Genomic DNA, 19,131 nt, shown 5'->3' on the forward strand with positions numbered 1-19,131 from the left:
GGTGCGGAGACGCCGGACGTACACCGGAACCCGTAGACGTATTCAACGTCGTGCAGACCTCGGCCTGTGCCACCCTACGATGGGCCGGTGACTGAGACGCTGCCCCAGGTGGACCTCTTCAACGCTGACCGGCTCGTACTCGAAGAGCAGCCGGAGCCACCGCTCTCAGCTGCGGACGCGTCGGCCAGAGACCGTGTGTGGGTGAAGGCGGTGCAGGCGAACCCGACCCTTTTCGACGGGCCCGCGGTTGCCTGTAGTGGTCTGGAGCTGAAGGATCCGTCGACCCTGTGCCTCTCCTGGGTACGGGTGACCTACCGGCACTACGCCCTTCGCCGGGTACCCGGCGCCACCGCGCTGCCCTCGCTGTTTGTGAACGTGGTTCAGCCAGCCGATGACGGCCGGATGGTCGTAGCCAGGATGTCGTCGTCCACGGCGGCGTCGGGCCGCTGGCAGCTGCCGGGGGGTTCCGTCGAGCCACCCCGAGTTGGCGAAGGGCTTGATCAGCCGGGCCTGGCCAGTCAAGCCACGCGGGAACTGTCCGAGGAGCTGGGGATCAACCCGCCCGCCGGGACACTGAAGCTGTGGGTCGCAACCCGCGGCGAGAACGGCAGCATCGGCCTGACCTACCTAGCCCCGGCCCTTTCCGAAGGTGAGGTGCGCGCGGCCTTCGCGGACACCGCGGCCGCCGAGCAGGCCCGGGGGCGGGAGCCCGAACTCGACGACATCGCGTTCATTTCCTCTCCGGAGGAACTCCTCGGGCTGGACGGACCGCATGCGGACTACCTGGCGCCGATCGTCCGCCGCTACGCCGCCGGCCGGTGACGCTTGGCGGCACCGCTCAGGCGGCTGCGAGAAATTCGCGTCCGCGTTCGTCGAGTTCCGATACGCAACGCAGCCCACGGGCCCGGAAGCGCGCCAGGTCACCCCGCATGCGGGAGACAGCCTTTCGGGTTCGTACGGAGCGGACGCCGTCCATGTGGTCGATCGCCCGGTGCCAGGTGGCACAGGCCTGCTCGATGCTGCCGCGCTTGAGGTGCATCTCGGCACCCGCGACGAGGTCCAGGGCGACGATCCGGGCGTAGGTGTCGGCGGGCCGGGCTGTTGCGGCCAGTGCGTACTGCTCGGCTGCGGCGCGGTGGTCCCCGATTGTCTCGTGGACCTTGGCGGTGCGGGAGTACACGGAGGCGGCGGGCTGCCCCCATGCCAAGGCCCAGAACGGCTCGTCGTCGCCGGGTGCACTGGTCAGGAGGGTGCGTGCCTGGGCGGCGGCCAGGGCGGCACGGTGTTTTCCGCTCTTGGCCAGGGTGTGGGCGTGGACGACGCGGAAGAGGGCTTCGGTCTGGGCGTCGACGTGACCCTTGGCCCGGTTCAGCCCGGTCTCGGCCAGCCCCAGGCAGTGCTCGGGGCGGTGGAGCTTGATGCCCTGCATGGCCACGGTCCGCATCACGAACCCGTCGTAGCCGCGCAGGCCGGATTCGGTGGCCAGGGCGTAGGACTGGAGGTAGTAGCGCTGGGCGAGGCCTTGCTGGCCAGCGTCGTAGCTCTTCCACCCGAGGAGGTGCACGCCGCGGCTGGCGGCGGACAGCATTTGCTGGCGGACTTCGTCGGTGCGGAAGGTGGCCCGGCACAGCGGGGCCACGTCGTCGCGGAGGTAGGTGACCAGGGCGCTGCGGCCGTGTTGTCCACCGTGGCGTTCGTCCATTTCGGAGAACGCATTGATCATGTCGCGGACGGCGGCGACCTCGGCCATGCCGACGGTGTGGCCGGTGCGGGCGGCGGCGGTGCGGGCCGCGATGTCCTGGACGTGGTGGAGGGGGTAGGGCGGCGGCGGCAACGGAGTAGGCGGAGACCGTCAAGAAGCGGCGGCGGTCCAATTCGTACCTCCACATGGGCAGCAGGGCATCCAGCGGGTCGGCCCCGAGGGACAGTCCGATGGTGTCACTTTCGGCTTCGGCTGTGGAGGGCAGTCCGAGGTCGGCTGGGGTCAGGAGGCGGCCCAGGCGCCGGGAGAGGGCGACCGCGAGGAAGCGGGGGGTGTCCCCGCGCGGTGAGGAGCCGCCGATCCAGTGCTCGACGTTTGACTTGTTCGTGTGTAACCGTCCGCCGCATTGCGCCGCCACGGTGCAGACGGCCTTGGCCAGCGCCTCGTAGGTGAGGCCGGTTTCGGCGACAAGGGCTTTGAGCTGGATGTTCGGTGTGCGCGCGGTCATGAGCACCTGCCCCGTATATACCTATATACCGCTTGGCCTGCCCGCCACCGTACCGCTGCGCACCGCCCCGAGGTTGACTTTTCATCAGGCCCGAGCCCGGCGGCCGGCCACACCAGCGCCGCCCCCGATCCGCTCCGGTTCCCACGTCCGAGAATCAGATGACTGGATACCCCATGCCCTGGGAGGACCCTCCATGGATGAGCGCGAGGACCGCTGGGTCGCCGCCACCGCGCAGGTGCTGCTGGCGGCGGAGCACGAAGGGGTGCCGATCGAGGCGCTGACCAGGGCCCGGCCTGGCCTGCCGGTGGAGAACGCCTACCGCGTCCAGGCCGCCACAGTGCGGCGGCGGATCGCGGGCGGGGCCCGCGTCGTCGGGCACAAGGCCGGCGCGACCTCCCAGGCCATCCAGGAACAGATGGGCGTCGACGAGCCGGACTCCGGCGTCCTCCTGGACGAGATGCTGCTCACCACCGGCAGCACCCTCGCCCGGTCCGCGCTGATGCAGCCGCGAGTAGAGGGGGAAATCGCCTTCCGGCTCGGCCGAGACCTGACGGGGCCGGACCTCGGCCTGGAGGAGGCACGGGCTGCGGTGACAGAGGTGTTCCTCGCCCTGGAGGTGATCGGCACCCGGTACAACGGCTGGCAGATCACCATCGCGGACAGCATCGCCGACAACGCCTCCTGCGCACGGGCGGTCACCGGCCCCATGGTCCCTCTGGACCCGAACCTGGACCTCGCCGCAGAACCGCTCGTCATCAGCGTCAACGGGACCGCCGTCGCCACGGGGGAGGGCCGCGCCGTCCTCGGTGACCCCCTGCGCGCCGTTGTCTGGCTCGCCGAGCGGCTGCACCGCTTCGGCGACCACCTGCGGGCCGGGCAGCTGGTCCTGGCCGGGGCCGTGCACGCGAGCCTCCCGCTGGAGGCCAAGACCACGATCCGGGCCCACGCGCCGCACCTGCCGCCGGTCGAGCTGCACGTCCGCTAGCCCGGACCCGCAACCCGCCGCAGCATCCTCCCCTTTGACCGAAGGAGCGGCCGATGGCTGCTGAACAACGAAGGCGCGTCGCCGTACTGGGCGCGGGCCTGATCGGGATCGACCTCACTGACAAGATCACCCGTTCCTCGAAGCTGGAGCTGGCTCTGGTGGCAGGCCGGGACCGCGACAGCCTGGGTCTGCGCCGAGCAGCTCAGATGGGACATCGGATCACCGCCGGGGGAGTGGGCGCAGTGGTGGAGGCCGGCCCCTTCGACGTGGTCTTCGATGCCACCAACGCCGACAGCCACGTCGATCACTGGGCGGCACTGCGGCCGACCGGCACCACCCTGATCGACCTGACGCCCACCCGGCTCGGGACGGTCATCGTGGCCGCCGATCCCGGCGCGCGCCGTCGTCATTACCGCACTGACTGGACTGCCGGTGCACGGCCGGGAGCGGTCTGGTCCCGCCGGCGGATGCCGGCCCGGGGTTGTGGTCGCGGGTGGTGGTGGAGGGCGCCGATCCGGAGGTGGTGCGTGCGGCGCTGCGCGGCCCGATCGGTGCCGCCATGGCGGCGGACCGGCTGACCGAGGCCTTGGGAGTGCCGCTGCCGATTCTCCGGCCGAGGGTGACCGCCTCGGCGATCGGCCGCCTCGTCAAAGCGGGCCTGCTGGTCTACCTCGGCGGGGACGTCGAGTTCCCCGACGTCCACCCCGACCAGGTGGCCGCCCTGGCACGCCGCCGCGACCTCCCCGCCTTGCTCGACCGGCATGTGCCGCTCGGTCCGGACCAGGCTGCGGTACGCCTCGGGGTGCGCCGAGCGGACTTTGATCACGTGGTGCGCTTGGGTTGGGTGTCCCCGGTCGGTTCGGTGGATGTCGACTACAAGCACCACGGCGGGGTGACCACGATCCCCCTGTACGACGCCCGCGATATCGCGCTGTTGGAGGTGGTGCGGCCCTCGGTGGATTGGCGGGCGGTGCGCACCGTGGCGGCGGGCCGGCGTTCCCCGCTTGCCGCCCTTGAGCCGGTCTCCCCGGCCGGTGATCGGGTGTTGTTGGCGGGGGTGGCGCGGATCGCCGGGGTGGGCCGGGCGGCGGTGGTGAACTGGCGCCGCCGCCACCCCGACTTCCCCGAACCCGTGGCCGGCACGGACGTGCACCCACAGTTCGACTGCCACGCGGTGGTCGCCTGGCTGCTGGCCCACGACAAGATCGGAATCCCCACGGGGCCCACGGTCGCCTCACTGGTGCTGGCCGGCCCCAACGGCGCCACGCACCGGTTCCGGCTCGATGACCCACACCTGACCCTGGCCGACAACGCCAAGGGGGAGGACGTGTTGTCCGGCTGGTCCACCGACGACGACGCCGACGCTCTGGCCGAACTGGCGGCCGGGGCGTTCGGGGCATCCGTGCACAGGCTGACCGCGCGCCCGGTACCGGCCCGTTGGCGGTGCCGGGGGAGGTGCGGGTGATCGACCGGTTCCGGTCGGGTTCGGGTGGTCTGCGGGTGACGCTGGCGTGGCCGGCCGGTCTGCGGGGCGCCGCCATGGTGGGCTCGGGCGGTGTGGAACGCCACGGGGTGGCGTACGCGGGCCCCCGGGGGAGGCGTGCGCGTGTACGCGGCACGACTGCGGCGGCGTCGTCCCGGTCAACTGGTGCCAAGAGCAAGGGACGCAGGCCTCGCCCGTGATGGAGTGGCACCCCGGCGGCGGCATCCGCTGCACATTCCTGGCCGGGCGGCGGATGGCGACGACGGGCTGTTGGTGCGTGTTTCTAATCTGCGCAGGCGGCGGCATCACAGCATGCCCAGGAAGTCGGAGGCGCCGCTGTCCGGGTGTCTCATACCATCGGCCCGCACCGACCCGTCGAGTACACCAAGGACTTTGTGAATCACTCTGATCTCCGCGCCAAGGCTCTATCGCTCGCAGCCGGCATGGCCGCCGCCGATCACAGCCCGGACATCCAGCTGTCCCAGACTCGCCACCGCGCCACGCTCGTGGCTAGCTGGCACATCGCGCCAGGCTCTACTGTCCTCGAGCTGGGCTGCGGCCAGGGCGACATGACCGCGGTTCTCGCTGAGGCGGTTGGCCCCAAAGGGCGCGTGGTGGCCGTCGATGTGGCCGAACCCTCCTACGGGTCGCCGGCCACGCTCGGAGAATCGACAGCTCGACTCACGGCGGGCCCTCTCGGGCCGCGCATCGATTTCCGCTTGGGCACCGACGTCCTGGACCCATCAGTCGACTTCCCCGAAAGTACCTTTGACCACGTGGTGCTTGCACATTGCTCCTGGTACTTCACATCGCTCGGACAACTGCGAGACACACTGGCCCGGGTACGGCCGTGGGCGCGGCGACTGTGGTTCACCGAGTGGGACTTGACGCCTGCATCCGGCGACCAGCTGGCGCACCTCCTCGCCGTGCTGATCCAGGGGCAGACCGAGGCCGCAGGATCACATGGCCAGGGCAACGTCCGCACGCCTTTCTCCCGTGAGAGGCTGCTGCGGCTCCTGCCTGAGGCCGGCTGGACGGCCCACGGCAGCAGGTCGGTCGATACGGAAGAGCTTCAGGACGGCGACTGGGAAATCGCTGCTTGCCTCGACCTGACCAGAACGGAGGAGCGTATGGCCGCGCTGCCCGAGCCGGTGCGACAGCTCGTCCTGAGCCAGGCCGACGTTCTCCGGACCATCGCCAAGCCGCGCGGTAACCGGGCACGCGGCGTGCCACGCGCCGCATCTCGCGCAGCCCCGCTATCGGGTCCCCCCAGTGGTGAACGGTGGAGACAGCCATCGCGACGTCGAAGGACTGGTCCTCGAACGGCAGGCTCTCCGCGGCGGCGGCCACGCATGGCGCCGAGCCGGCAGGCCGCTGCCCCCGCATGACCGCCGATGGCTCCACCGCGGTCACGTCGCGATCAGCAGGCTCGTAGGAGCCGGTGCCGGCCCCGACGTTCAGCACCGTCTGCGCGTCCCCGAGCGCGTCCCAGATCTGCGCGGCGATCCGCGGCTCGGTACGCCGTGTCGCGGTGTAAGCGCCGCCGATCGCGTCGTACAGCCGTGCACCGAGCATTCCCAGTTGCTCCTCTGGTGTCACTCTCAGTCCCTTCGCCCGTGTCTCAATTTCCCTGTCGATGGCCGCCACCATGGCGTCAGCGCGATCACGCCGCGCCAGCAGCAGGCCGCGCAGTCGGCGCAGGTGCGCGACCGCGTCCGTGGACGGGTCACCGACCAGTTCCGCAACCTCCCGCAGCCCGAAGCCCAACCGCCGATAGGCCAGCACTTCACGCAGCCGCTCCACGTCGCCCGCCGAATAAGCCCGGTACCCGGCCGCGGTCCGCGCCGACGGCCGAACGAGCCTGATCTCGTCATAGTGATGCAGCTCCCAGCTCATACCCCTCACCCTCCCCGAACTCCGACGCCTGATCAGCCGACTCACCCGACCTCGTCCGAGCACTGACCACGTCCTGCACTGGTCATACTGGCGGCGCAAACGACAACACCAAGCCCGCACCAGCCACTACAAACGACGCGGCCACACACCACCAGAAGCCAACAAACCATCAAAAAAAGACCGTTGCAGTACTAGGGCCTGTGTGATGTCGTGATCAGTTTCTGGGTTCTGTCCTCGTCGCGAGGTGGAATCCGGTACGACTGTGGTTGTGACACGCAGGCAACTCACCAATGCCCAGTGGAAGTTCATCGAGCCGTATCTGCCGATCGGTAGGTACGGCCCGTATCCGGAGCGGTTGCGGGAGCAGTTCGAGGGTGTGATCTGGCGGTTCCGCTCCAGTGCTCAGTGGCGGGAGATGCCTGCCGAGTTCGGCCCGTGGGCCACGGTCTACGGACGCTTCCGCGTCTGGCGGGACGCCGGTGTCTTCACCGCCCTCTTGGAAGGCCTGATCGCCGAGGCAGCCCGCGTGGGAAGAACGGACTTGTCGCTGGTCAGCGTGGATTCCACAACGGTCCGTGCCCACCACGACGCCGCGGGGATGCGTGTCAGCAAGCACCTCATGGAGGCCCTGGAAGAAGCCGCACAGGAACAGGAAGCGGCCCGGCAAAAGGGGGCGGACCGGAGGAACAGAACGGACAGGCCGAGCGTCGCCGCATCCGCCGCAGACGCAAGCTCCGCCTGAAGGAAGCCCTCCTCGGCAGGTCCCGGGGCGGCCTGACCAGCAAGATTCACCTCGCTGCGGACCGCAGGTGCCGTCCGCTTTCAATGGTGCTGACCGCCGGGCAGGCCGGGGACAGCCCGCAGTTCATCCCCGTGCTCGCGAGGGTGAGAGTCCGCCTGCCCGTCGGCCGTCCCCGCACCAAGCCCGGCGCGGTCGCCGCAGACAAGGCCTACTCATCCCGCGGCAACCGCGCCTACCTGCGCAAACGCGGAATCAAGGCCGTCATCCCGGAGAAGAAGGACCAGGCCGCCAACCGGAAGAAGAAGGGCGCACGAGGCGGCAGACCCGTCAGCCACGACACCGACCTCTACAAGGAACGCAACACCGTCGAGCGCCTGATCAACAAGCTGAAGGCCTGGCGAGGGATCGCCACCCGCTACGACAAGTCACCCGAAAGCTACCTCGCCGGCCTCCACCTCCGCGCCGCAATGATCTGGATCGACGACCTGGTGAAGACCACCGAATGATCGCGACATCACACAGGCCCTAGCTCGACGTGAACGTGCCCCGGCTTCGGTCCGAGGACTGGCTCATTCGTCTCCGACCCGTGCAGACACCGATCCATCGACGAGGCCATCCGCCCGCCCATCCCCCCTGCGCGCGGGCTGTGATGCTGCCGGGTCGGTTCCGCTGTGCACCAGAGCTGGCGCTCGACCGCAGCCTGAAGGTGATCACCCAAGGTCACCGAACACTGACGTGATGTCAGTGCCAAGTGCTTTCATTGGGCTGCTGCGCGGGGGGCGCAGCCTGACTGGGAGGGGATACCTGAATGCCGTCTGTTCGGGAGCACTTACGCAACGGTTCGATCGTCCGGGCGCACTGGCGGAACCCGGCCGGTTCAAGCAAGCAGGTCGGTCTGCTCGTCATGTTCGGGCTGGTGATCTTCATCTTCGGTAGCAAGCCGATGGGCGGTGCCGCGCCGGTGGAGCAGGTGCCGGGGCCGCAGTCGACGGTGTATCCGATCAAGTGGCCCGGCTGGGACAAGCCGGTCGTCGTTCCGACGCCGACGGTCTCCTACCCGATCGTCTTCCCCAGCTCCGGCAGCGGCCAGTGAGCCGGCGCCCGCACGGCGTTCTGGCCGCGGCCGGAGCCCCCGCCGGCGCAAAAACTCGGACCTGGAGAAACTCGGGCTGAGCATTCTGGTGGGTGCGGTGGCGCTGAGCTTTGTGGTGGGGGTGCTGCGCTGGCTCGCCGAACATCCGGGGATGATGATGCTCACGATCCTGACAACCGCGGTCGCCGGCGCGGCGTGGGCGTGGCGGCGGAAGGAAGCCGCCCATTGGGATCGGGTCCGCTCCCAAGGCCTGCGCTACGCGGTCGAGCAGCTCGACCATCTCCACCACCGGCAGTTCGAGTTCGCCATGCGGGACCTGATGCACCGCGACGGCTGCACCGACGCCCAGCAAGTCGGAGGGGGCGGTGACAATGGAGCCGACGTCAAAGCGACCGACCCCTACGGTCGGCGCTGGGTCATCCAGTGCAAGCACCGCAAGGCCGGCTGGTCCGGGAAGCCCGTCGGCACCCCCGACCTCCACGTCCTCAACGGCACCGGCCGACAGGTCCACGGCGGCGACGTCCTGGTCATGCTCACCAATCACCGCCAACGCCGCCGACTTCGCCAAGTCCCAACGCCTGCACTTGGTCGACCGCCACCTCCTGGCCCAATGGGCCGCCGGCTCCCGCCCTCTATGGGAACTCCTACGAGCCGTACCCCCACCCCGTAAACCCACCTCACTGTCCTGAGCTCGTTTTACGCGTCGACGATCGTGGACCGGGTCACGTTCAACGCGCACATCATCGAGACCGGCACTGACAGCTTCCGGCTGGCCAAGACGCAGGAGAAGCGGCGCCGCAGGACCTGATCAGCGAAGGGCAAGCGAAGATCAGCCAGGGCGGCCAGCAAGTGAGCAAAGGGTCCGGCCGCCCTTGGCCGCTCAGAGTCGGCTCCTGGGCGATGAGAAACCGTGCCAGTCGGCGGAGGGGTGATCCCGCAGCCGGTCAGCGTCAAGCCGAGGCGGCGGCAACGCAGAACTCATTGCCCTCCGGGCCGGCCCACCCTCGCGGCCGCCCTCACCTACTGGAAGAAGCTCGCTCAAATCATCACTCGGGGGCCATCGGCATTTCGTAGTCCAGGTCGGCAACGCCGCGGACTCCGCGGATGACGACGTTGATTCCGACTCGGCGGCAGTAGTCGACCAGCAGGCCGCCGGTGTGGGAGTCGACCGTGACGTTGCTCAGGTCAGTTGCTGCCGCGCGGAGCCGGTCCAGCCGTTCCGTGATGGGGAGGCGGCCGGTCTTGGTCGAATTGAACATCACGCACACGACCACCTCGTCGAACAGGAGGGCAGCGCGCCGGAGTACGTCCTTGTGCCCTTGAGTGACTGGGTCGAAGGATCCTGGGAAGAGGGCTCGCATGATTGGAGAGAGTAACAAGCGGCCGTGTCCCGGCACCCGGACGTCGATATGAAGTCGGTTCTTCGCGGTCTTCGGCTCGGGGACCTTGAGGATGCAGAGCCGGGGGCCGGCGTCGTCGGGATCGCAATGCCACGCGCCGTCGTCCGCGGAATCGTCGTCCGGAAGGTCGAACCCGCGAGCCACTCCTCGTCGGGAGGAGCTTCGCGTCTGCGCAATCGAGGGTCAGATCGATTCTGGCTGCCATGGCAGGACCGTATTGCGCACCTCTGACGGTCGCCGCTGTTCCGAGGAGGGACGGCTGCTGATACGCCGTGACTGGTCGGACACTGCCAGACGCGCTGTGGCCGACAGCTCTACGAGAGCTGTCGGCCACAACTTTGCTCAGCCCGGACGTTCTCCGCCGTCCGAGCCAATACCCGCATCCGTCGTCCACCGCGGATCGGAGAATCCGACGGTACCGGATCGAACGCGGGTTGAGATCCTGCGGTCTGTCGAGCCTGTCGGGGCCCTCCGTCCGGTCCGGATCCGATGCGTTTCACGCTACCGTCCTGGCCCCCCTCCACGGCCAGAGAACCCCCCGAACGGGGCGGAGCCAAAACAACTTGCCGGAGCCAGGTTGACGCCCCTCACCCGGGCCCCGTCACACCCCAAGTGGAGCCACTTCCAGTGTCGGAGTGGAGCCACAACCTGTCACAAACACGCGAGCCCGAGTACGGCACCAGGGACCCGTCAGCCTCGCCGGTGTCGGCGCAGTCCGTCACGGTCGCCCGCAGCGGGTCCGAGGCGGTGTCCAGCGTCGAGACCACCGGCGCGTGCTTGACCGTTCCGCGCATCTTGAACCGGCACCCGCCAGGTCAACGTGACGCGTTCCTTTTGCCGGGCCGGGATGCTCCCAGGCCACCTGCGGTCCACCGCTTCGGGCGCGGAGCTGCCAAGATTCTGACAGCAACACCGGTTTCCTGGCCCGTTCCGACTCGGACCCCGTGATCTAGGGTCTGTTGCGAAAGTGGATCTTGGTCGGTGATGATCATGGTGTGGTGCGTGGAGATCTGACAGATGCACAGTGGGCGAGACTGGAGCCGCTGTTGCCGGTCGGCGGCAAGCCGGGGCGGCCGCGGGTATGGAGCCGGCGGCAGTTGATAGACGGCATACGGTGGCGAACCCGGGCCGGCACTCCGTGGCGGGACGTCCCGGAACGGTACGGGCCGTGGGACCGGGTCTACGACCTGTTCCGCCGGTGGCAGCGCGACGGCACATGGCAGCGGATATTCGAGCGGCTCCAGACCGATGCCGACGCGAAAGGTCTGATCACCTGGGACCTCAGCGTCGACTCCACCGTCTGCCGCGCGCATCAGCACGCGGCAGGCGCCCGCAAAAAGGGGATCTCCAGAGGGAGCCTCCCGGCGGCCTCGTCACCGAGCCCGACGACCACGGTCTCGGACGCTCCCGCGGCGGTCTGACCACGAAAATCCACCTTGCCACCGAGCAGGGACAAAAGCCCATGTCCCTGCTGGTCACGGCCGGCCACCGGCACGACAGCCCGTACTTCCAGCCCGTCCTGGAGAAGGTCCGGGTCGCCCGGCCCGGCCCTGGCAGGCCTCGCACCAGACCCGCCCGAGTCCGTGCAGACAAAGCATACGGATCCCGGGCCAACCGCTCCTACCTGCGTAAACGCCGGATCGGGTGCACGATCCCCGAGAAGGCCGACCAGATCCGCAACCGCAAGAAACTCGGCTCCCGCGGCGGCCGGCCCCCGGCATTCGACAAAGACGACTACAAACAACGCCACGCCGTCGAGTGCGGCATCAACCGCCTCAAGCGCCACCGGGCCGTCGCCACCAGGTACGACAAACTCGCCGTCCGCTACGAAGCCACCGTGCTGATCGCAGCCATCAACGAATGGCTCTGACCAGCACTTTCGCAACAGACCCTAGCACCTCCGCTGCTGCTCGCGCCGTTGCCCGGGACGCCTCAGCGTTCTGGGCAACGGCGTCTTCCCCCGGGCTCCGGCTGGCCCTGGTGCCTGGTATCACGCCGGGGCTGCAGCAGCCTCGTCATGAGGGGTGCGCGGGGCGGCCACCGTCGGCCGGATGGACAGATCCAGATGACGTCGTCACGGAGTGCGTGACAAGTGTCATCGCAGGCGAGTGCGTCCAGCGGGGGCGGGTGGTCACCCCTGCCGGCCGGCCGGTGCCCGCAGGCCCGTGGCCAGGACGGCTGCCCACAGCGCGCCCGCACAACCGAGGCCGGGCAGAGCCTGCCAGATCCACGGCGTCGTGTCCGGGGCTGCCAGGGCCACGACGGTGGTCGCGGCAACCACCGCGACCATCACCGCGCCCAGCACGCGCAGAAGGGGGGCGCCCAGCACGCGGGCCAGTGGGAAGAAGTGACCGCCGACGACGAGGGCCGCCCAGCAGAAGGCCAGTTGGGGCTTGTCGAGCCGACTGTTTATCAGCCCGGCCCCCACGCCGAGCACTACGGCCTGGATCACGATCAGCCGGACGAACGCGCGCCCGCGCGGCTGCGGGGCACCAACCGCAGGGGGGACGGGCCTGCGGCGGGCGCGCAGTACGGCGAAGGTCACGGCGACGGCGAGCACGGCCCCCGTCGCGGCCGCGGCTCTGCGGGGGCCGCCGTGCAGCCCGCCGAGGCCTATGAGGAACCACACCCCTCCGAAGACCGCCCCGATCAGCGGGCCGCGGCCCGCTCCGGCGTTCCGCCGGGCCGGTGCACCAGTCACGCCGCGGGGAGCGCCTCCGGTGCGGGAATTCAGGTCCATGGGGGGTCTCCTGTTCACGGGTCTGCGCGTCACTCTACTGATCTTTTCGTAAGTTCGGTGGGTGTGGTGGCCGTGTGGGTGGGAGGCTGTCGGCGTGGCTTATCAACCTTCTTCTTCGGTTGCCGGCTCCTCCCTTCCTCCTTTGTCGCGGCCTCAGTTGGCGGAGGCGCGTCGTGTTCAGGCAGTCGAGTTGTTCGAGGACGGCGCCTCGAATGCGGAGATCGCGAGGGCGGTGGGGGTGTGTGCCGAGAGTGTGCGGCGTTGGCGGCGGGTGTGGGAGCAAGGCGGTGCTTCGGCCTTGCGGCGAGGGCAGCCACCGGACGTCCACCGAAGCTGGACGACACCCAGGTCGAGATGGTCCGGGCGGCGTTGGAGCGGGGTGCCCAGGCTCATGGTTTCGAAGCCGACCTGTGGACCCTGGAATGAGTCGGCGCGGTCGTCACCCGGACAACGGGGGTGGTGTTGTCGAGGGCGTCGGTTTGGCGGCTGCTGACCGGCCGGCTCGGATGGAGCCTGCAACGGCCCGAGCGGCGGGCGGTCGAGCGGGACGAATCGGAGACCGCCCGATGGATCGCGCATGAGTGGCCGCGCATCAAAAAGAGGCCGTGAACACACATGCCCGGACCGTCTTCCTCAACGAATCAGCTGTCTCCCCGCTCCCTCGGACTCGCCGTACCTACTCGCCCCGAGGACGGACTCCGCTCCTGCGGCACCGCCTGAACTGGAAGCGTGCCTCGAAGGCCGCGGCCTTGGGCTACCACTCCACCGACCCCGATCGCGGGGCCCGCCTGTGCTCCCACCTCAAGCCCGGCAGCTACGACACCGCCGGACTCATCGAGGTCCTGGAGCAAATCAAGGTGTTCTACCGCGGCGAGCGAGTGGTCCTGGTCTGGGACGGCCTGTCCGCCCACTGGAGCCGGGCGATGCGGGCCTGGGTCGCCGAACAGGACTGGCTCATCCCGGAACAATTACCCGCCTACGCTCCCGAGCTGAACCCGGTGGAACTGTCGTGGTCCTCGCTCAAGAAGCGTGAACTCGCCAACCTCGCCGGCGACCACCTCGCCGACGCCACCGAGCAAGGCATCCACCACATCAACACCAACCCCCGACTGCCATGGTCATTCCTCGCCCACACCGGCCTGACCATCCGGCCACCACACCCACCGAACTTACGAAAAGATCAGTAAGAGGTCGTTTTATCCCGCTGTTTTATCTCGGGATCGGCTATTTAGTCTGGTGTGTCGTGTCGCGCCAGGAGATGGTGTTCTCGCCGGTGAGGCGGCGAGCCATGAGGTCGGTCATGGCGATGTGGATGACGGCTTCGGAGCGGGTGGGAAGGGTTTCGTAGTCACGGGCCAGGCGGCGGTGGAGCATGAGCCAGCCGTAGGTTCGCTCGACCGCCCAACGTTTAGGGATCGGGGTGAATCCTCTGCTCCCGGGCTTGCGGGCGGTGATCTCCATGTCGATTCCGAGGGTGGCGGCGTGTTCGACGAGGTGCTGGCGGTAGCCTCCGTCCACCCAGACCTTGCGGATGCCGGGGTGGTCGGCGGCGACCTGGTCGATGAGCCGGGTGCCGGCGACGGAGTCCTGCACGCTCGCCGCGGTGACCAGCACCGCGAGGAGAAGGCCGAGCGTGTCGGTGACGATGCTCCGTTTGCGGCCCACGATCTTCTTGCCCGCGTCGATGCCCTGGCCGGAGGCGTGGACGCTGGTGGAGGTCTTGACGCTCTGGGCGTCGATCACACACGCCGAGGGCTCCGCGTCCCGTCCTTCCTTCTCACGGAGAAGCTGCCGGAGAAGTCCGTTGAGCTGGGCGAACACGCCCTCGTCCGCCCATCTGGCGAAGTAGCCGTAGACGCTCTGGTGCGGCGGGAAGTCATGCGGGAGGTAGGCCCACTGACAGCCGGTGCGGTCCACATAGAGGATCGCGTTCATGATCTCGCGCAGGTCGTGCCGCGGAGGCCTGCCGAAGTCCAGGGCCCGACCACGACGCTCGAAGCGCCACGCGGACAGCACCGGCTCGATCAACTTCCAGCGGGCGTCGGAGAGATCACTCGGATACGGGCGTCGCGTCGTCATGATTCCGGCGTACCGCCGCGGACCGAGTGCGCCCAGGCGCGCGGCCGCGGCACCGGAAGCACGCGGGCCGCCAAGGGCCGGACACCCTGGGATGAGACAAGAACAAGAGCCATCCCGCCCCACCCGCCACCCCACCCGGCCCACAGGCACCGACTCCACCCATGGTCACGACCGCACCGCGATCGGCCACCTTGAGGATCACATCAATTTCGGGCAATCCAGATGGAAACGACCTCTAAGAGGTCGTCTCATTTGGGCTATTCGATAGTCTGGCCTTGTGGGGATCGTTGAACGTCTGGGGCCAGATGAGTTGTGGGATCTGTTCGAACGGGTGGTGCCGCCTGCTCCGTCTCGGCCGCAGGGCGGTGGGCGTCGACGGTATGGAGACCGTGAGGTTCTGGCGGCGATCATCTTCGTGGCTACGTCGGGCTGCACCTGGCGGCAGCTGCCGCCAACGTTCGGACCTTCGGGGCCGACAGCCCACCGGCGGTTCACCGAGTGGACCAAGGCTCGGGTTTGGGCCAAGCTCCACCGTCTGGTCCTGGACGAGCTGGGCAGGCGCGGTGACCTGGACTGGAGCCGGTGCGCGATCGACTCGGTGAACATGCGGGCCCTGAAAGGGGGGACCTGACAGGTCCGAATCCTGTAGACCGGGGCAAGAAGGGCTCAAAGATCCACTTGATCACCGAGCGGACCGGTCTGCCCCTCTCCGTCGGCATCTCCGGCGCCAACCTCCACGACAGCCAGGCCCTCGAACCCCTCGTCCGCGGCATCCCGCCGATCCGCTCCCGACGCGGGCCCCGCCGACGGCGCCCCGCCAAACTGCATGCGGACAAGGGCTACGACTACGACCACCTGCGCCGATGGTTACGCCAGCGAGGCATCACCCATCGCATCGCGCGCAAGGGCATCGAGTCATCCAAGCGACTGGGCCGACATCGCTGGACCATCGAACGCACCATGGCCTGGCTCGCCGGCTGCCGCCGCTTACACCGCCGCTACGAACGCAAAGCCGACCACTTCCTCGCCTTCACCAGCATCGCCTGCACCCTCATCTGCTACCGAAGGCTCACCAAATGAGACGACGTCGGGCGGGAAGCAACACGTTGATGATCTGCAAGCCCTTAGCTGGTGAGCGCGGCCGTAACCACTTCCACGAGGCGGGCGCGCTGCTTCCCGGGGGTGGCCTGGGAATTGGGCCGCAGGGCGTATACCGTCCGGCGATGCTGTTCGGTGCTCGCGAAGATTCCGCTGGTCCAGCCGCCGCTGGATCCGGTCTTGCCCCATACCTTGGTTCCGTTCAGCTCGATACCCATCAGGCCGCCGGCGCTGAAGCAGGCTGTCGGCAGGGGGCAGCTGGTGTTCTCGGGGCCGCTGGGTACTGCGGGTACTTCGAAGAGGTGCCGCTGCTGGGTCGGAGGGAGGAGCCGCCCGTCAAGTAGGGCGCGCAGGAACGCATCGAGGTCCGCCGCTGTGGACGTCAGTCCGCCCTCGGACCAGGTCCAGGCGATCTGCGGGTCCGAGGAGAGGGCGGTGTGGCGCAGGGCCAGCGGGTGCAGGATCCGCCGGTCGAGTTCACGGGCGAAGGGGCGGCCCGTGACCTGTTCCACGAGCAGCCCGGCGACGAAGCTGTTCAGTCCGTTGTACTGCTGAACGGTTCCCGGGGCCGGGATGCGGCCGGGTTGCGCTGCGGTGTCCGCTTCGAAGGAGGCGGCGACCACGCCGTGCGGGTCGAGCGGAACCTTCGCTGGACGGGGAAGGTCGCTGGTGTGGTCCAGGAGCTGGCGTACCGTCACGCCGGCGTAAGCGGCGGGGATCACATCGGGCAGGTGGGGGCGGACCGGCTCGTCGATGCCGATCCGGTGCTCGGCGACCAGCTGTAGCACCATGGCATCGGTGAAAATCTTGGTCACGCTACCGACCGGGAAGCCGGCGTCCGCCTCCACGGGTCCCGCTGTCCCGGTGTACTGGGTGCGCATGCCCCGGCCGGCCACTCGTATCAGGGCCGCATCCGTCACAGGGTCGGGCAGAGTGGCCAGGAGCTTTCTCACAGCGGCGGAGCCACGGTCGTCAGTGGAATTGTGGGTGGCGAGCCCGGAGGAAGCGGCGGAGGCCGCCGGGGCAGCGGCCAGGCCGGTGGCGAAGACGGCCAGTGCCACTCCGGCGACGGTGAGACGGCGGGCGACGGGGGATCGAGTGGACATCGGTGACTCCCGGGAAGGACGCTGGTGGCTTGGGTCGGCACGGTGCTCGCGCTGGACCAACCCTCGCTCCTGTAATGACTGTTGATCATCGGGAATCACCCTGAACCGTCCCGGAGACCACCCTTGTCCCCCTCAGGGTGAGAGAAGGGATTGGCGCCCTGGCCCTCGGCCTGATCCGGAAGCCACGGTCTGGACACAGCGAAGGCCACGCACCAGGCGTTGTTACACAGCGAACGTCACGAGCACCCCACTTCTTCGATACTTGGCATCACGGTCCCGGTCTCCTATCTCTGACCCACAGGGCACAGTGGCCGCCGCTCCCCTCTGCCCTCCCGTTGCTTCGTGTCTGACCGCTTCGTCAGGCCGAACGAGTAGTCGACGGACGGGTAGCGCTCATGCGCCGGGAGTGGTCGCCCCAGGACGTCGTGGCGTGCTGGACGCCTGTGGGCAGTGACTCGGACCTGGTCGCGATAAGGCCGGTCCGACCCGTCTCGGTTTCGTGCTGATGCTGAAGTTCTTCGAGCTGGAGGGCCGGTTCCCGGAGGCAGCGGTCGACTACGTGGGCGACGTGGTGAAGGTGCCGGCGGAGGATGTGGTGAAGTACGACCTGTCGTCCCGTTCGGCAAAGGGGCACCGTACGCAGATCCGCGAGGAACTCGGCTTCCGACCGGCGACCCGCGCGGACGAGGAGCGGCTGACGGCCTGGCTCGCCGAGGAGGTTTGTCCGGTCGAGTTGGTGGAGGACCGGCTGCGCGAGGCCCTGTTTGTGCAGCGTCCCGCCCGCTGGCCTGAGCCGCAGGGCCCAGTAGTTCGTCGAGAGGGAGGGCATCCGCGTCCACCGGCTCGACATCCTGCGACACCGCGGCGCTTGGATCAGTCACGGGATCCCTGCTGCGGAGATCGATCGGGCCATCGTCTTTCAGGACCGCTGGGGCGGCCTTGCCCTGCCGCCGGCCCCGTTCTACGAAGGTGGTCCGCGCATCCTGGACGCCGACTGTCCCGAGCGGGTGCCCGCACAAGGCTGGTCGTTCCCGGCAGGAGACTGCCGGGTGTCCATGGCCTACGGATTCATGGTCGGCCCCGATGGGGCGTTCGGGATCGACGCCTACCGCTGGACACCTCTGCATGCCAGCACGGACGGATGGGCGGAATCCCTGGCCCTGGCGGCTCATGTCCGTCGGTGGGCCAAGACCCTCACGAGGATCAAGGGGAAGGCTGTGGAGGAACTGGACCTCGGCGGTTTAGAGCCGGTGCCCGAGGTGCAGCGGGTGACCGACTCCTGGTGGCGGGGCGAGGATTTGCTCATCGCCGTATACCGGGGCGATGCCGTGGGCCTTGAAGCTCCGCAGTGCCTCGAAGCGCACGTCTACGGCGGGCTCGACGAGTGGGGCTTTCATGGCACTGACTCGTGGTGCCGAATCCGAGCATCTGCTTGGCCGGATGGGCCAACTGTCGCGCTCAGTCACACCATCCATGACGCAAGCCGGCGATCGGATCACGCGGACAGGGGCACATCCTCCCGCTCGGAGGGCTTCAGACGGCGCCTCATCTCTGGCCCAGTTCCAGCAGGATGTCGATGGAGCGGCAATCGCCACGCCCTCCCAAGGGGAAATGCGGAACCCCGAAGCAGTTTCGTTCAACATTCGAACAGAAGCAGTCTGTCCCCCCCGACGGGGCAGTCCCCCCCGACGGGGCAGTCCCCCCCCGACGGGGCAGTCCACCCCCCTATGGGGCAGCACACCAGCCGGAGAGCAACCGCACATGTCGTACTCACCCGACAAGCAGTATCAGCCGCCGTACCGGCCGGAAGGACAGTATCCGCAGCAGCCGCAGCCGCCCTACGGTGGACAGCAGCAGGGCCAGCCGCAGTACGGACAGCAGCCCCAGGGCCAGCAGCACGGCCGCCCGCAGGACCAGACGCAGCCGGTACGGCCAGCAGCAGGCCGGCCGCCCGCCGTACGGGCAGCAGGCCCAGCAGGGCCGCCCGCAGTACGACCAGCCGCGCTACGACCAGCAGGCGTACGACGACCAGCCCACCCTGCGCCACCAGCCCGTGTACCAGCGGCGCTCCCACGAGCAGCCCGCGTACGACAGGGCCGAGCCGCAGTACGAGCCTCCGTACGAGCACGAGTACGACCAGGAGCCCCCGCGGCGGAAGTCCAAGACCAAGCGCTGGGTGATCGTCGGTGCCACCGTGGCGGCACTCCTGGGCATCACGTCGCTCGTGATGTACCACTTCGAAATACCTCCTTTCACCGACAAGGGCTCGTCGGTGACCTTCGGCACGCCTCAGGCCGGC

At 68.7% G+C, this 19,131-nt stretch carries 17 protein-coding genes and 7 pseudogenes; 16 read left to right on the plus strand and 8 right to left on the minus strand.

Annotation, left to right across the window (positions count from 1 at the left end):
* Positions 1–87 precede the first annotated feature (87 nt).
* A complete protein-coding gene (locus ACV7NM_RS31780) occupies positions 88–822 on the plus strand; it encodes an NUDIX domain-containing protein (RefSeq protein ID WP_463413550.1) in 735 nt (244 codons plus the stop codon).
* 16 nt (positions 823–838) lie between these two features.
* On the opposite strand, the gene ACV7NM_RS31785 is transcribed toward ACV7NM_RS31780, so the two are convergent.
* A complete protein-coding gene (locus ACV7NM_RS31785; RefSeq protein WP_463413551.1) occupies positions 839–1,834 on the minus strand; it encodes a hypothetical protein in 996 nt (331 codons plus the stop codon).
* Positions 1,835–2,403: 569 nt separating this feature from the next.
* On the opposite strand from ACV7NM_RS31785, the gene ACV7NM_RS31790 reads away from it, so the two are divergent.
* The 4 genes and pseudogenes from ACV7NM_RS31790 to ACV7NM_RS31805 all read left to right on the plus strand — a co-directional run.
* Complete coding sequence (locus ACV7NM_RS31790; RefSeq protein WP_463413552.1) at positions 2,404–3,195, plus strand: 2-keto-4-pentenoate hydratase; 792 nt, start codon at positions 2,404–2,406, stop codon at positions 3,193–3,195.
* A 53-nt stretch (positions 3,196–3,248) separates the two neighbouring features.
* The gene (locus ACV7NM_RS31795) at positions 3,249–3,773 is read left to right on the plus strand and encodes a hypothetical protein (RefSeq protein WP_463413553.1); all 525 of its coding nucleotides are present in this window, start codon (positions 3,249–3,251) and stop codon (positions 3,771–3,773) included.
* The gene (locus tag ACV7NM_RS31800) at positions 3,689–4,660 is read left to right on the plus strand and encodes a hypothetical protein (RefSeq protein ID WP_463413554.1); all 972 of its coding nucleotides are present in this window, start codon (positions 3,689–3,691) and stop codon (positions 4,658–4,660) included. The genes ACV7NM_RS31795 and ACV7NM_RS31800 overlap by 85 nt, the downstream gene beginning before the upstream one ends.
* Positions 4,661–5,073: 413 nt before the next feature.
* Positions 5,074–5,895 (plus strand): annotated as a pseudogene (locus ACV7NM_RS31805) (class I SAM-dependent methyltransferase); the annotation flags it as partial.
* Position 5,896: 1 nt separating this feature from the next.
* On the opposite strand, the pseudogene ACV7NM_RS31810 reads toward ACV7NM_RS31805, so the two are convergent.
* Positions 5,897–6,574, minus strand: a pseudogene (locus ACV7NM_RS31810) (MerR family transcriptional regulator); the annotation flags it as partial.
* Between the two features lie 268 nt (positions 6,575–6,842).
* Here ACV7NM_RS31810 and ACV7NM_RS31815 point away from each other — a divergent pair.
* The 4 genes and pseudogenes from ACV7NM_RS31815 (at position 6,843) to ACV7NM_RS31830 (ending at position 9,217) form a co-directional block, all read left to right on the plus strand.
* Positions 6,843–7,822, plus strand: a pseudogene (locus tag ACV7NM_RS31815) (IS5 family transposase).
* 302 nt (positions 7,823–8,124) lie between these two features.
* Complete coding sequence (locus ACV7NM_RS31820) at positions 8,125–8,409, plus strand: hypothetical protein (RefSeq protein WP_463413555.1); 285 nt, start codon at positions 8,125–8,127, stop codon at positions 8,407–8,409.
* Between the two features lie 61 nt (positions 8,410–8,470).
* A pseudogene (locus ACV7NM_RS31825) lies at positions 8,471–9,098 on the plus strand (restriction endonuclease).
* Positions 9,099–9,121: 23 nt separating this feature from the next.
* Positions 9,122–9,217, plus strand: a complete 96-nt coding sequence (locus tag ACV7NM_RS31830) for an ATPase (protein ID WP_463413556.1) — start codon at positions 9,122–9,124, stop codon at positions 9,215–9,217.
* Between the two features lie 238 nt (positions 9,218–9,455).
* On the opposite strand, the gene coaD is transcribed toward ACV7NM_RS31830, so the two are convergent.
* The gene (coaD, locus tag ACV7NM_RS31835; RefSeq protein ID WP_463413557.1) at positions 9,456–9,770 is read right to left on the minus strand and encodes a pantetheine-phosphate adenylyltransferase; all 315 of its coding nucleotides are present in this window, start codon (positions 9,768–9,770) and stop codon (positions 9,456–9,458) included.
* A 1,034-nt stretch (positions 9,771–10,804) separates the two neighbouring features.
* Between coaD and ACV7NM_RS31840 the strand changes: the two genes are divergently transcribed.
* A protein-coding gene (locus ACV7NM_RS31840) for an IS5 family transposase (RefSeq protein ID WP_463413558.1) occupies positions 10,805–11,679 on the plus strand; the annotation gives its coding sequence in 2 pieces (ribosomal slippage) (positions 10,805–11,149 and positions 11,152–11,679; 873 coding nt in all).
* A 261-nt stretch (positions 11,680–11,940) separates the two neighbouring features.
* Here the strand turns inward: ACV7NM_RS31840 and ACV7NM_RS31845 are convergent.
* On the minus strand, positions 11,941–12,549 hold the full coding sequence (locus ACV7NM_RS31845; protein ID WP_463413559.1) for a hypothetical protein: 609 nt from the start codon (positions 12,547–12,549) through the stop codon (positions 11,941–11,943).
* A 94-nt stretch (positions 12,550–12,643) separates the two neighbouring features.
* Between ACV7NM_RS31845 and ACV7NM_RS31850 the strand changes: the two genes are divergently transcribed.
* From ACV7NM_RS31850 to ACV7NM_RS31860, 3 genes and pseudogenes are all read left to right on the plus strand, one after another.
* Positions 12,644–13,042, plus strand: a complete 399-nt coding sequence (locus tag ACV7NM_RS31850; RefSeq protein ID WP_463413560.1) for a helix-turn-helix domain-containing protein — start codon at positions 12,644–12,646, stop codon at positions 13,040–13,042.
* A pseudogene (locus ACV7NM_RS31855) lies at positions 12,994–13,158 on the plus strand (winged helix-turn-helix domain-containing protein); the annotation flags it as partial. The gene ACV7NM_RS31850 and the pseudogene ACV7NM_RS31855, both read left to right, overlap by 49 nt.
* Entirely contained in the window at positions 13,155–13,736 is a 582-nt protein-coding gene (locus ACV7NM_RS31860) for a transposase (protein ID WP_463413561.1), read from the plus strand. The pseudogene ACV7NM_RS31855 and the gene ACV7NM_RS31860, both read left to right, overlap by 4 nt.
* A gap of 37 nt (positions 13,737–13,773) precedes the next feature.
* Here ACV7NM_RS31860 and ACV7NM_RS31865 read toward each other — a convergent pair whose 3' ends face one another.
* Complete coding sequence (locus ACV7NM_RS31865; RefSeq protein WP_463413562.1) at positions 13,774–14,628, minus strand: IS5 family transposase; 855 nt, start codon at positions 14,626–14,628, stop codon at positions 13,774–13,776.
* A 283-nt stretch (positions 14,629–14,911) separates the two neighbouring features.
* On the opposite strand from ACV7NM_RS31865, the gene ACV7NM_RS31870 reads away from it, so the two are divergent.
* A protein-coding gene (locus ACV7NM_RS31870) for an IS5 family transposase (protein WP_463414136.1) occupies positions 14,912–15,708 on the plus strand; the annotation gives its coding sequence in 2 pieces (ribosomal slippage) (positions 14,912–15,247 and positions 15,250–15,708; 795 coding nt in all).
* A gap of 44 nt (positions 15,709–15,752) precedes the next feature.
* Here the strand turns inward: ACV7NM_RS31870 and ACV7NM_RS31875 are convergent.
* The gene (locus ACV7NM_RS31875; RefSeq protein WP_463413563.1) at positions 15,753–16,832 is read right to left on the minus strand and encodes a serine hydrolase domain-containing protein; all 1,080 of its coding nucleotides are present in this window, start codon (positions 16,830–16,832) and stop codon (positions 15,753–15,755) included.
* A gap of 505 nt (positions 16,833–17,337) precedes the next feature.
* Between ACV7NM_RS31875 and ACV7NM_RS31880 the strand changes: the two are divergent.
* Together ACV7NM_RS31880 and ACV7NM_RS31885 are read left to right on the plus strand one after the other, a co-directional pair.
* Positions 17,338–17,493, plus strand: a pseudogene (locus ACV7NM_RS31880) (hypothetical protein); the annotation flags it as partial.
* Positions 17,494–17,659: 166 nt separating this feature from the next.
* A pseudogene (locus tag ACV7NM_RS31885) lies at positions 17,660–18,232 on the plus strand (hypothetical protein); the annotation flags it as partial.
* A gap of 370 nt (positions 18,233–18,602) precedes the next feature.
* Here ACV7NM_RS31885 and ACV7NM_RS31890 read toward each other — a convergent pair.
* A complete protein-coding gene (locus ACV7NM_RS31890) occupies positions 18,603–18,731 on the minus strand; it encodes a hypothetical protein (protein WP_463413564.1) in 129 nt (42 codons plus the stop codon).
* Positions 18,732–18,836: 105 nt separating this feature from the next.
* Positions 18,837–19,025: a hypothetical protein gene (locus ACV7NM_RS31895; RefSeq protein WP_463413565.1), complete on the minus strand. Its 189-nt coding sequence runs from the start codon at positions 19,023–19,025 to the stop codon at positions 18,837–18,839.
* Positions 19,026–19,131 lie beyond the last annotated feature (106 nt).

Source organism: Streptomyces sp. Tek67B01 (assembly GCF_055231995.1).